Below are 12235 nucleotides of genomic sequence, written 5' to 3'. Positions count from 1 at the left end.
GTGCTGCACGTGAGATCAATTCGCTTTTGAATCCACCCTTTTGCCGCGTGTTCGCGGCGCATTCGCCGAGTGGGGTGAACCGTTCGGCCGCGGCGGCCGTTTCCGGGTTTTCTGGACACCCCGAGCGCGCTGCCCGACAATCACCTGCGTGACGTCGTCTTTCGAGTTCCACACGTACCCCGCGCGGCTGTCCGACGCGGAGCGCGACCGGGCGCTCAAGGCGCTCCGTGACGGCGTCGCCCTCGGCCGCCTCTCGCACGACACGTTCATCCGCCGCATGGAGCTGGCGCTGTCCGCCCGCAGATCCGACGAACTCGCCGTTCTCACCGCCGACCTGCCCACCGAGGGCCGCTGGTCGAAGCTGGTGTTCGGCACCGTGGAAGCGGTCTCCGGCTTCCACGTACGGCTGCGCAGGGCCTGGCAGGCCGAGCGCCTGCCGAAGCTGCAGCTGCCCCAGCCGGGCAGCCCGTACCCCTTGCGCATCGGCCGCGATCCCGCGAGCGGACTGCGGCTGAACCACGAGACGGTGTCCCGGGTACACGCAGAACTGAGCCGGCAGGGCGGCCTGTGGGTGCTGCGCGACCTCGGTTCGACCAACGGTACGACCGTCAACGGACGACGTGTCATCGGTGCCACAGTCGTGAAGGACGGCGACCAGATCGGCTTCGGGCGGATGACGTTCCGGCTCGCGTCGGACTGACTGGCCGCAGGGGGGCCTGCGGCGGTCGGACTGGCCGGCCGCGGGGTGGGCCTCGAGGACGGTCGGACTGGTCAGCCGCGGGGTGGCCTCCCAGTCGGTCGGCCTGGCCCGCCGCAGCGTGGGCCTCCCGGACGGTCCGACTGGCCGGCCGCAGCGTGGGCCTCCAGGATCGGCCTCGAACCGACCTCTGGCCTTGGTTTCACTCACCGATTTCCTCAAGTTCCCTTACGTTCAGCGGTGTTGACGTACCCCCACAGTCGTGACTGACTGTGCCTACACCATGCACATCAGGTGAATCGACGGCACCACAAAAGTGGAGGTGCGCCCTGCCGCCACTCCACCGCTACCCGACTGTGGACGAGCTGGGCGCCCGCGCGGCCGCGCTCGTCGCGCGCCGTCCGCAGGACGCCCGGTTGCGCCGCGTGGGCACCTCACGAGCGGGTACGCCGCTGTGGCTCCTGTCCGTCGGACACGGTAGCCGCCAGGCCCTCGTCGTCGCCGGACCGCACGCCAACGAACCCGTCGGCGGGGCCACGGCCCTGCGGCTGGCCGAACGGGTGCTCGCCGACCCCCGGTTGTCCGAGGGCGCGGACGCCACCTGGAACCTGCTGCTCTGCCTCGACCCCGACGGCGCCCGCCGCAATGAGGCCTGGCTGTCCGGCCCGTACACGCTCGGCCACTACTTCCGGCACTTCTTCCGGCCCGGATTCCTGGAACAGCCCGAATGGCTGCCCGACGGCGCGGACGGCGCGGCCCTGCCCGAGACCCGCGCGCTCCTCGAACTCCAGGACGAACTGCGGCCCTTCCTGCAGTGCTCCCTGCACGGCGTCGACGTCGGCGGCGCCTTCGTCGAGCTGACCCGCGAACTGCCCGGTCTCGCCCAACGCGTCGCGCACGCCGCCGCGCGTCTCGGCATCCCGCGGGAACTCGGCCCGTACGACACCCTGTACTGGCCGACGCTCGGGCCCGCCGTATACCGGATCCCGCCGCCGCACCGGGGAGACCTGGCAGCGGCCATCACGGAGGCCGCGGTGGAGTCCACCTGGTTCCACCCGCACCCGTACGGCACGGTGACCGCGGTCGTCGAGGCCCCCATGTGGGGTGTAGCCGCCGTGGAGGACCCCGCAAGACCCGCGGACGCCGAAGGGGTGCTGCGCATCGTCAGTCGCACGCTGCGACGCGATACGGGGCTCCTGGAGGGCATCCTCGCGCGCGTGCGGCCCAGCCTCGGCGCCTCGCCGGACGCGGCCTGTCTGCTCGCGCCCGTCGACGACTATTTACTGGTCGGACCCGGACTCGCCGACTCCTGGGATCCCGACGTGTACGACGCCGGGGACCGCCCCCTGCCCCCGCTCGACACCGCCCGTCTGACCGCCCTGCGCCTCGCGGGACGCCGGGTCGCCCTGCGCACGGCCGGGCTGCTGCACCAGCTCGTGACCGCCTCCGGGGAAGATCCGCGCGACGCGCTGCCCGAGCTGGACCGGCTCATCGACGCGTGGTGCGCCGACTACCGCGACGGCTGCGCAGCGCGCTGGATTCCGGTCGCCCGCCAGGTCGAGTACCAGGCACGGGTGGTGCTTGCCGCGTTTGACCTCGCCGGGCGGCACGCGCGCGTGCGCTCCCGTTCGGGTGACGCCGGGTGGGGTTCGGGAGCCGCGGTGCCGATGCACCTGGAATGACTACAACCATGCAAGCGGTACGGGTCGGCCTGCTCGCCGCGGTCGCCCTCACCATGGGCGCGAGCCCGGCCCAGCCGGCACCCCAGGAGGCCGTCCCGGGCAACCGGCTCTACCTCAGCGTCACCCGCGGTGACGCCCGCGCCGGCCACACGCGGGGCACCGAACTGATCTGCGACCCGCCCCAAGGGCACGCGCACGCCGCTGAGGCCTGCCAGGAACTCGACGCCGCCAAGGGCGACATCTCCCGGATCCGGTCCAAGGCCGACGTCTTCTGCTCCTTGATCTACGCGCCCATCACCGCTTCCGCGCGCGGCGAGTGGAACGGCCGGCCGATCGACTACACGCACACCTTCTCCAACTCCTGCGTGATGGAGGCCGAGACAGGAGCGGTGTTCGACCTGCCGGAGTGAATCAGGCGGCGTCGCGCGCGTGCCGGGCCGCCGCCACCACCGTACGGGCCTGATGTTCGACCTGGTGCTCCAGCGGGACCCAGCGGGCGCGGAAGCGTTCGGCGAAGGCGTCGCTCCAGGCGGCGACGAGGCGTTCGAGGCGCGCCGCCTCGCGGTCGTCGGTCTCCTGGAGGACCCGCAGCAGCATCGAGGCGGCCCGCAGCGGAAGCCGGCGGCCGAACGCGTCGACACTGCCGACGTACGCCATCGTCGTGTCCGGAGGCGGCGTCCGCGCCCAGTCGTCGGCGAGGCCGGGCACCAGCTCCAGCGCCCACTTCGCGGCCCGCAGGAGCGGTCCGTCGGGGCCCGGCAGCCGCGGCAGGGTCTCCTCGAGCACCGCCTCCACCTGGAGCGCGTCGCGCGTCAGCCGGTGTGCCAGGCGCCGCATCGCCGCCGCGGGGGCGGGGTGCGGCGCCGGATCGTCCACCAGGTCGCTGGCCCACATCGGCACCTCGACGACGGCGGTCAGACCGCCGTACCGGTGAGCGTGGTACCAGGTGCTGTGCCGCGCGTCGTCGGGCATGCTCGGGTACGCCGTGTCCGAGCCGGGTGCCGGCATCACATGCACCCCCGGGCCGGAGGCGGGCCAGCCCGCGGCATCCGACGCTGCCGTCTCCACCGGAATGTGCAACTCCGCCGCGGACTTCGCGAAGGGCTCGGCGAGCCCCGGGATGTCCTTGGTCAACTGCACCCAGCTGCCGCCCAGATCGGTCCCGTGCAGTGTCACCTGGAGGTAGGGCCGCAGCTCGTCGATGACCCGGGTCAGTGCGCGGGTCTCCGGCGGCAGCCGGTCGGGCGGCAGGACGGAGGGCGACCACTCCGGCTGTTCGGGACCCGCCGGACGGAAGAAGCCCAGGTGGTAGTCGAGCAGCGTGCGCGGCGCGGGTGTCACATGGAGGCTCGCCCCGTCCGGATCCGCGCAGAGCAGGAAGTGCCAGGAGGTGTCCCGGCGCAGGTCCCTCTCGCGCAGCGCGCGTTCGGCGAGCGCCAGCAAGGTCGAGCCGCCCGTCGGCTCGTTCGCGTGGGCACCCGCCACGACGAGGACCGCGCGCTCGGCGTGGCCGATGGACAGCAGGTGAAGGGGTCTGCCCGCGCGCGAGACACCCACTTGTCTGAGGACGCACAGGCTGGGTCGGTGAGCCGCCAACGCCCGGGCGGACGAGACGATTTCGGTCACACTGGGGTAGCGCAACTCCGGCAGGAGACTCACCCCCGACTTGTCCGCCCTGCGTCGCTTTTGGCAGTACTCCACGGTCTGGGTGAACTGTCAAGCAGTTGACGGGGCGGCGCCAGGGGGCGCCAGGTGGCATTTACCGTTGGCAGGGGGGTGCGTTAAGGGTGGCTGGGGGGAGTCCACCTTCATACGGCGGCTCCGGAGTCCGTGGCGAAGGGGACTCGCCGTCGGCCGAAATGTGGGCCGCGTCGGCGGGTCACTGCTGGTGCAGGCCGCGGCCGGCGAACGTCAGGAACGTCTCGCCGACCGCCTCCGAGAGCGTGGGATGCGGGTGGACGTGCCGGGCCACGTCGGACGGCTCGGCGTCCCAGCCGACGATCAGCTGGCTCTCCGCGATCATCTCCGAGACGTTCGGGCCGACCAGATGGACGCCCAGCACCCGTCCGCCGTCCGCCTCGGTGACGACCTTCACCATGCCGCCCCGGCCGTGCACCATGCCCTTCGCGACGGCGGTCAGCGGCATCGTGTTGACGTCCACCTCGTGTCCACGCGCGCGTGCCTCCGCCTCGCTCAGTCCCACGGCCGCTGTCTGCGGCGACGAGTAGGTGACCCGGGGCACGGCCGCGTAGTCGACCGGCGCGGACGGCACTCCGGCCAGCGTCTCGGCCACCAACAGGCCCTCCGCGAAGGAGGCGTGGGCGAGGCCGAGGGACGGAGGCGGCAGCAGATCACCCACCACATGGATGCCGGGCACCGCCGTCTCCAGACGGTCCCAGTCGGCGGGCGCCAGGAAGCCCCGCTCGTCCGTTCTGAGGCCCGCCGCGACCAGCTCCAGCCCGTCGGTCACCGGCGTCCGTCCGACGGCCACCAGGAGCCGTTCCGCCTCGACGACGCGTATCTCACCGCGCGCGGCGCGCACCCGGGCCCGTACGCCGTCGTCCAGGACCTCCGGGTCGAGCAGCCGGGCCCCCACCTGCACGTTGATGCCGCGCTTCTTCAGACCACGCGTCAAGTGGCGGCTCACCTCCGCGTCCTCGAGCGGTACGAGCCGGTCGGCGGCCTCCACGAGCGTCACGTCCGCGCCCATGGAACGGTGGAACGAGGCATACTCGACGCCGATCGCGCCCCCGCCGAGCACCAGCACGGATTTCGGAAGCCCGGGCGCGAACAGGGCGTCGTCGCTCGTCACCACGCGCCGTCCGTCCGGCGTGAGCCCCGGGAGCGTGCGCGGGCGTGAGCCGGTCGCGAGGACGATGCCACGGCGCGCGATGAAGTCGCCCGCGCCCTCAATGTGCGCCCCGCGCACGCCTGTCAGCCGAGCGCTGCCCCGCACGACCCGCACGCCGGCGTGGGCGAGGTGCGCCTCCACCCCCTTGTGGTTGCGGTGCACGATGTCGTCGCGCGTGGCCACCAGCGCGGGCCAGTCGACCTCCTCCAGGGTGGCCTTCACACCCCAGCGTTCACGCGCCTCCGCGATGCCGTCCACCAGTTCGGCGGCGTGCAGCATCGCCTTGCTCGGGATGCAGCCGCGGTGCAGGCAGGTCCCGCCGACCTTGTCGCGCTCGGCGAGCACGACGTCGAGACCGAGGGCGGCGGCGCGCAGGGCGGCGCTGTAGCCACCGGTGCCTCCACCGATGACGATCACGTCGCAAGTGGCCTCGGATGTCTTCGTGATGTCCATGCCCACAGCCTCCGTCCGAGCCTTGCCATGAGTCCAAGGCAATGTTCTTGTGGAACTCATGCAGAACGCTTATGAGTTCGCTTGCGGAAGGTCCCGGGGATGAGCCTGCGGCAGATGGAGTACTTCCTGACGGTCGTCGAGGAGGCGTCGTTCACGCGCGCCGCCGAGGCCCTCCATGTCACCCAGCCCGCGCTGTCCCACCAGATCAAGGCCCTGGAAAAGACCGTCGGCGGCGCGCTCCTGGAGCGCATGCCGCGCGGTGTGCGCCTCACGCCCATGGGGCGCGCCTTCCGGCCGCACGCCGAACTCGCCGTCCACAGCGCGGCACAGGCCCAGCGGGCCGCTCGCGCCGCCGCCGGCGCGGAGGGCGGCGAACTGCACATCGCCGCCGTGCACTCCATCGCCGTCGGCATCCTCCCGGACGTCTTCGCGCGCTGGCGGACGGCGCACCCCGGCGTCCTGCTGCACCTCCACGAGTACGCCACCTCGCAGGCACTGGAGGAGCAGGTCGAGCGCGGCATCGCCGACCTCGCCGTCGGGCCCGCGCCCGCCGACTGGCCCGGCAGTGTCCTGCCGGTCGGCGAGGAGGAGATCGTCCTCGTGGTCCCCTTCGACGACCGTTTCGCCGGCCGCACATCGGTGACGCTGGCCGAGCTGTCGGACCGCCCCTGGATCCGCTGCGCCATGGAGCCGGTGGTCCACGGTCAGCGCTTCCTCGACTGGGCGTGCGGACAGGCGGGCTTCCGGCCGCGTACGGCCGTGTTCACCGAGCACACCTCGACGGCCGTGCGGATGGCGGCGGCCGGGGTAGGTGTCAGCACCGCGCCCTCGCACATCGTGCGCGGCGCCGTCGGCGAGGACTGCGTGGTGCTTTCCGTCGAGCCGCCCTGGAAGCGTGGCCTGACCGTTTTCTCGCGCGCGGCGCCGACGGGCGCCGCCGCGGCCTTCGTGGAGCTGTTGCGTGCGTCAGGGCCCTACGGACAGCCAGATTCACCCGTTCGGGCGTACGAGAACTGCGGTCCTGAGCCCGCGGTGGTCGGCTGAGAGCAACCGCGCGCGGGTCCGGCGCGCAGACCCGAGGTGGGAGGCCGGCGGTGCTGTGTCCTCATGGCATTCCCGGCGAAGGCGCGCATGCGGCGGTGCCGACGGAGCCGCCACGACGTGCCGGCCCGCAGACGGCGCCTTCGAGTGCCGGTCCCGCAGACCGGCCCGCGCACCGGGGCTCGCATCCGCTGAGCCCGGCACCGGCGACCTGGGCCGCGCCGCCGAGCCCGCCGTTGACGACCCTGTCCACGCTGACGAGCCCGCCACCGGCGCCCCACGCCGCGCCGCCGGGGCCGCCGGTGACTCCGGCCGCGCCGCCCGGCCCGCCGTCGGCCAGTCCGTGCACGCCGCCGAGCCTGCTCGCCCCAGGTGTCGAGCGTGACCCCTACCCGCTGTACCGCACCCTCCGGGGACGCTTCCCGCTGGTGTACGACGCGCCGTTCGGCGCCTGGCTGGTCAGCAGGTACGCCGATGTGCGCGCCGCGCTCGCTGACCCGCGGCTCGTCGCGCCGCCGCCCGGACGCACCCTGGCGCATCTGGAGGGCGGTACCCACAGCGCGCACCGGGCCCTCGTCTCACCGGCGTTCCGCGGGCGTGCGCTGGCCGCGCTGACGGCCGGGGTCGAACGCACGGCGTACGTCCTCGCCCGCCGCCTCGCCGCCCGTCAGGAGGCCGATCTCGTCGCCGAGTTCTGCCACTGGCTGCCCACCGCGGCGGCCGTCGCCGCGCTCGGGCTGCCCTACGAGGACACCGCGCGCGTGCACGCGTGGTGCCGTACCGGCCTCGACCACCTCAGTGGGCACCACTCCGAACTCGATCTCTTCCTGCGGCCGTACATCGCGCGCCGCCGCGCCCACCCGGGCGGCGATCTGCTGTCCGCGCTGTGCACGGCCCGGGCCGACGGGCGTCCGCTGCCGGACGAGGCCGTGGCGGGTCTGGCCGGGACCCTGCTCGGCGCGGGCGGCGAGACGACCGCCCGCGCCCTCGCGTCGTTCCTCGCCAACCTTCTCGACCACCCGGGTCAGCTGGCCCTGATCCGCGCCCGTCCCGCGCTGACGGCCGGTGCGTGGGCCGAGTCGCTGCGCCGCGATCCGCCGCTGCACGTCGTGCGGCGCCGGGCCGTCGAACCGGTCGGCCCGATACCCGAGGGCGCCGCCGTGGCCTGTCTGCTCGGCGCCGCGGGCCGCGACCCGGCGCGGTTCGCCGACCCGGACCGCTACGACGCCTTCCGCGCCGACCCCGGAGAGCTCGCCTACGGCTCCGGACGGCACTTCTGCCCGGGCGCCCTGCTGGCCCGGCTCACGGCGGAACACGGGCTGCACGCCCTGCTGGCCGCCCTGCCGGACCTCCGCTGGGCCCCGGGTTTCCGGCCCGCTGTGGAGGGCCTGATCAGCCGCTCTCCCCGGACGCTGCGGGTGCGCCTGCGCTGATGCGCTCCAGCAGCACCACGGGCAGCCGCTCGAACAGCTCCTCCATGCGCGCGTGCCCGGTGAACTCCCTCCCCGGAGAGAGCAGATCGGCCCATCGCCCCTCGGGGAGCGGGAGCCGGGTGTCGCGCCAGCCCCCGGCGCCCGCCAGCCGCAGCGACAGCCGCGTGACAGCGGTGATCACCTCTGCGGAGCGGACGAACGCCACGCAGTGCGCGGCCCCCGGGCCCTCGGCCGCCAGCGGCGCGTAGGTCGCCGAATCGCCGAAGAGGGCGGGGCGCCGCGCGCGCAGCCGCAGGGCCACCCCGGTGAGCGCGGCTTTCTCCGACCGCCGCTCGTGCGGCGCGAACGCCCCCCGGTTGTCCGGATCCACCAGCGCCAGATACTCGTCCTCGGTGCCCTGGTAGACGTCCGGTACCCCTGGCATCGTCAGATGGACCAGGGCGGCCCCCAGAACGTTCGCCCGCACATGCGGCGCCAGGGAGTCCCGGAAGGCCGCCACGCGCCGCCCAGGCGCCCCGCACGGTCCTTCGGCGACGAACGCCGCCACTGTGTCCTCGTACGCGGGATCCTGCTCGGTCCAGGCGGTGTGCAGTCCGGCCTCCCTGACGTGCTTCAACAGGGCGCCCTGGACTCGCTCTTCGGAGGCCGGACCGAGCCCGAACACGGTCTGCCACGCGGCCCACGCCAGCTGTGGGTCGGGCATCCCGGTGCCGTCGCGTGTCACCTCCGCGAGGAGATCGGACCACCGCTGAGGACACTGGGCGAGCACCCAGAGCGCCGCGCGGACATCGGCGCTGCGTTTGGTGTCGTGCGTGGACAGGACGGTGCCGGTGGCCGGCCAGTCGCGCTGCACGCGCGCGCAGAAGGCGTGGAAGTCCTCCGGTGACACGGCCGGGCTGCCAGGATTGCCGCCCACCTCGTTCGCCGACAGGAGCGGCACATAGCGGTAGAACGCCGTGTCCTCCACGGACTTGGCCCGCAACGCGGACGAGGTCTGGGCGAACCGCGCCCGGAACTCCGCGTGTTCGGGCCCGTCTCCGGCCCGCCCGAGCACCAGCTCCCGTACGACGTCCACGGCGTGCGCCTCCTCGGGCACCGTGAACACCGCCCGGGCCTCGTCGGCGGCCTGCTCGGTCACCACCAGGGAGGCGTCCGTGGAGGGGTAGGGGCGGTACACCTCGAGGCGTACGAGGAGTTCCCGCAGCGCGGTACGCAGGGCCCACGGGGCGTGATCGCGCAACGCCGGGTCCGGGGACGTGGCGCACACCTCGCTCACCACGCGCGTGAGGCGGTCGACCTCCGTGGCGAGTTCGTGTGTGATCACCTTGTACGCCGCCCGACGCGCCGTCGCCTCCCAGTGGCCGCCCCGGTCGGCCCGGGGGGCCGCGAAACGCCGGTATTCCCCGAGGAGTTCGCCCGCGCCCGACGGGTCCGTGAAGAGGCCGTCCACCTGTCGCAGCGCGTCGTAGCCTGTGGTGCCCGCCACGGGCCAGGCGGCCGGGAGCGGCTCGCCGTCCGCGAGGATCTTCTCGACGACCGTCCAGCGGCCTCCGGTCGCCTCGTGCAGGCGGCGCAGATAGGCGTCCGGGTCCGCCAGACCGTCCGGGTGGTCGATGCGCAGTCCCTCGATCACGCCCTGGTCGAGCAGCTCGAGGATCTTCGCGTGGGTCGCCGCGAAGACCTCCGGGTCCTCGACGCGTACTCCGATGAGCTCCGAGATGCTGAAGAAGCGGCGGTAGTTGAGCTCGGTGCGGGCCAGACGCCACCAGACCGGGCGGTACCACTGCGCGTCGAGGAGCCGCGGCATCGGCAGGTTCTCGGTTCCCTCGCGCAGCGGGAACACGTGGTCGTAGTAGCGCAGTACGTCGCCGTCGACCTTCAAGTGGTCGATCTCCGTGCCGAGCCGGCCCCCGAGCACCGGCAGCAGCAGCTGGCCGCCCTGGGCGTCCCAGTCGATGTCGAACCAGCGCGCGTACGGCGCCTGAGGGCCCTCGCGCAGCACCTCCCACAGGGGACGGTTGTGGCGCGGTGCCATGGCCATGTGGTTCGGCACGATGTCCACGACGAGGCCCAGGCCGTGGTCCCGCGCCGTGCCTGCCAGGGAACGCAGGCCCTCCTCGCCGCCCAGTTCGGCCCGCACGCGCGCGTGGTCCACCACGTCGTAGCCGTGCTTCGAGCCCGGGACGGCCTCCAGGACGGGCGACAGATGCAGATGCGAGACGCCCAGCGAGGCCAGATACGGCACGACCGCCTCGGCGCCCTCGAAGGGGAACTCCGGCTGCAGCTGCAGCCGGTACGTGGCGGTCGGCGCGGCGGTCATCACGCGGCCGGGGACCACCGAGTCCGTAATCACCGGGTCGGGACGCTCAGGTGTCATGCGAAGCTACGTACCCGCCTCGTCGGCTTTCGTGTCATCGACGCATGCATCCGTGCACACGCGCGTGCCTAACGTCGAACGATGGGCAACACGGGCCGGCACAACAGCCGGGACACGCAGGGCGCGGCCGCATCCCAGCCGCACGCCGACCCCCCGGACGCACCACACCCGAGCGGCGGCACGCCGGGCACACGGCACCCGCCGGGCGCACCGCATACGTCGGTCACACCGCACCCGCCGAGCACACCGCACTCGCCAGCCACACCGCACCCGCCAGGCACACGGCAGACGTCGGTCACACCGCACCCGCCAGGCGCACCGCACATGCCGAGCACGCCGCACCCGCCGAGCACACCGCAGCCGCCAGGTGCCCGGCGCACGTCGGTCACACCGCGCACGCCGGGCGGTGCGAACGCCCTGCCCGGTGCCTACCGCCGTGTCATCGCGTTGACCGGCGCGTCGCTCCCCGTCGTGTCCTTCCTGGCCCGGCTGCCCACCGCCACCGTCCAGTTCGGCAGTGTGCTGCTGGTCGCGCGGACGAGCGGCTCGCTGGGCACCGCGGGACTGGTCGGTGGCGCGCTCGCCGTCGGGCAGGTCGCCTGCGGCCCTCTCGTGGGCCGTCTGGCGGACCGGCACGGCCAGCGCACGGTCGTCCTCGTCTTCTCCTTGGCCAACGCCCTGGCGATCGCCGCTCTGGTGACGGGCGCGCTCACCCATCTGGCCCCGGCACCCCTCGCCCTGCTCGGCGCCCTCGCCGGCGCGAGCGTCCCGCTCATCGGCCCGCTGGCCCGTGCCCGCGTGGTCGCCCTGGCCCGTGGCACCGGGGCGGACGACCGCACGGTGAACGCCGCGCTCTCCTTCGAGAGCACCCTGGACGAGATCTCCTTCGTGCTCGGCCCCGCCTTGGTGGGGGCCGCGGCGGTGCTGGCCCACCCGGCGTACGCGCTGGCCGGCGCGGGCCTCCTGGCGGCCGTGTGCGGAACGGGTTTCGCCCTGCACCCCACGGCCACCGCCGCGCGCCCGGCTCGGAATCGGGCGCGCGCCCATACCGCGCGCCCCCGCATCCCCCGTTCCGTGCACGCCCTGCGCGTGGCTCTCGGTCTCCAGGGCGCCATGTTCGGCGCCTGTCAGGCCGGCATCACCGCGCTGACCGAGCGCCTGGGGCAGGAGGACCAGGCCGGTCTGGTGTACGCCACCATGGGGATCATGAGTGCCGTGGCGGGCTTCTCGATGGCCGCCGTACCCGCCCGGTTCGGGCCCGGGGCCCGCTGGAGGTCAGCCACCGCGGCGGCTCTCCTGCTGTCCTTGCCGCTGCTGTGGACGCAGAACCTGTGGGGGCTGTACGCCGTCGTCACCGTCCTCGGTGTCGCGTACGCCCCGCATCTGATCACCGTGTTCGGGCTGACCGAGCGCGCCGTGCCACCTGCACGGCTGGCCGAGTCGATGGCCTTCGCGACGAGTGCGATCGTCGGGGGTCAGGCCCTCGCCGTCGCCGTCAGCGGACGCCTCGCGGAGTCCTACGGCCCCACCGCGGCGTTCGCGGTGGGCTCTTCGGCCGCCGCGCTCGCCTGCGCCATCGCCCTCACGGCGCGCCCCACGACGTACACCGGAACTCGCACTCGCTGTGCGGCTGCGCCCGCTCCACGAGCCGGCCGGCCAGCCCATGCCGGCGCAGCGCCCGTACCGCCCACTCCTCGATGA

The 12235-nt window shown here is 73.5% G+C and carries 10 protein-coding genes; 6 read left to right on the top strand and 4 right to left on the bottom strand.

The window, feature by feature from the left end; all coding sequences use genetic code 11:
* Window positions 1-148 precede the first annotated feature (148 nt).
* From AB0D27_RS25595 to AB0D27_RS25585, 3 genes are all read left to right on the top strand, one after another.
* A complete protein-coding gene (locus tag AB0D27_RS25595) occupies window positions 149-700 on the top strand; it encodes a DUF1707 and FHA domain-containing protein (protein ID WP_362513065.1) in 552 nt (183 codons plus the stop codon).
* 353 nt (window positions 701-1053) lie between these two features.
* The gene (locus AB0D27_RS25590) at window positions 1054-2379 is read left to right on the top strand and encodes a M14 family zinc carboxypeptidase (protein ID WP_362513062.1); all 1326 of its coding nucleotides are present in this window, start codon (window positions 1054-1056) and stop codon (window positions 2377-2379) included.
* Window positions 2376-2789, top strand: coding sequence for an SSI family serine proteinase inhibitor (locus tag AB0D27_RS25585; RefSeq protein WP_362513059.1), 414 nt, complete (start codon window positions 2376-2378; stop codon window positions 2787-2789). The genes AB0D27_RS25590 and AB0D27_RS25585 overlap by 4 nt, the downstream gene beginning before the upstream one ends.
* 1 nt (window position 2790) lies before the next feature.
* Here AB0D27_RS25585 and AB0D27_RS25580 read toward each other — a convergent pair whose 3' ends face one another.
* Window positions 2791-4038 (bottom strand): M14 family zinc carboxypeptidase, encoded by a 1248-nt coding sequence (locus tag AB0D27_RS25580; protein WP_362513056.1) that lies wholly within the window; start codon window positions 4036-4038, stop codon window positions 2791-2793.
* Between the two features lie 220 nt (window positions 4039-4258).
* The gene (lpdA, locus tag AB0D27_RS25575; RefSeq protein WP_362513053.1) at window positions 4259-5683 is read right to left on the bottom strand and encodes a dihydrolipoyl dehydrogenase; all 1425 of its coding nucleotides are present in this window, start codon (window positions 5681-5683) and stop codon (window positions 4259-4261) included.
* Window positions 5684-5782: 99 nt separating this feature from the next.
* Here lpdA and AB0D27_RS25570 point away from each other — a divergent pair, with 99 nt between their 5' ends.
* Window positions 5783-6727: a LysR family transcriptional regulator gene (locus tag AB0D27_RS25570; protein ID WP_362513050.1), complete on the top strand. Its 945-nt coding sequence runs from the start codon at window positions 5783-5785 to the stop codon at window positions 6725-6727.
* Window positions 6728-6788: 61 nt separating this feature from the next.
* On the opposite strand, the gene AB0D27_RS25565 is transcribed toward AB0D27_RS25570, so the two are convergent.
* A complete protein-coding gene (locus AB0D27_RS25565) occupies window positions 6789-7073 on the bottom strand; it encodes a hypothetical protein (protein ID WP_362513047.1) in 285 nt (94 codons plus the stop codon).
* Between the two features lie 79 nt (window positions 7074-7152).
* Between AB0D27_RS25565 and AB0D27_RS25560 the strand changes: the two genes are divergently transcribed.
* Entirely contained in the window at window positions 7153-8157 is a 1005-nt protein-coding gene (locus AB0D27_RS25560) for a cytochrome P450 (RefSeq protein ID WP_362513044.1), read from the top strand.
* On the opposite strand, the gene treY is transcribed toward AB0D27_RS25560, so the two are convergent.
* On the bottom strand, window positions 8117-10477 hold the full coding sequence (gene treY, locus AB0D27_RS25555) for a malto-oligosyltrehalose synthase (protein ID WP_362513180.1): 2361 nt from the start codon (window positions 10475-10477) through the stop codon (window positions 8117-8119). The two genes, AB0D27_RS25560 and treY, sit on opposite strands and share 41 nt — an antisense overlap.
* 381 nt (window positions 10478-10858) lie before the next feature.
* Here treY and AB0D27_RS25550 point away from each other — a divergent pair, with 381 nt between their 5' ends.
* On the top strand, window positions 10859-12235 hold the full coding sequence (locus AB0D27_RS25550) for an MFS transporter (protein ID WP_362513041.1): 1377 nt from the start codon (window positions 10859-10861) through the stop codon (window positions 12233-12235).

It is taken from the genome of Streptomyces sp. NPDC048415, from assembly GCF_040651675.1.
In the GTDB taxonomy this organism is placed as follows: Bacteria; Actinomycetota; Actinomycetes; order Streptomycetales; family Streptomycetaceae; genus Streptomyces.
The sequence above is the reverse complement of the archived record's forward strand: the minus strand, read 5'-3'. Positions and strand labels throughout refer to the sequence as shown.

Excerpts from the sequence above, each read along its gene's own strand:
- lpdA (WP_362513053.1), bottom strand. The coding sequence starts at position 5,683 with ATGGACATCACGAAGACATCCGAGGCCACTTGCGACGTGATCGTCATC.
- AB0D27_RS25570 (WP_362513050.1), top strand. The coding sequence starts at position 5,783 with ATGAGCCTGCGGCAGATGGAGTACTTCCTGACGGTCGTCGAGGAGGCG.
- AB0D27_RS25585 (WP_362513059.1), top strand. The coding sequence starts at position 2,376 with ATGACTACAACCATGCAAGCGGTACGGGTCGGCCTGCTCGCCGCGGTC.
- treY (WP_362513180.1), bottom strand. The coding sequence starts at position 10,477 with ATGACCGCCGCGCCGACCGCCACGTACCGGCTGCAGCTGCAGCCGGAG.
- AB0D27_RS25550 (WP_362513041.1), top strand. The coding sequence starts at position 10,859 with ATGCCGAGCACGCCGCACCCGCCGAGCACACCGCAGCCGCCAGGTGCC.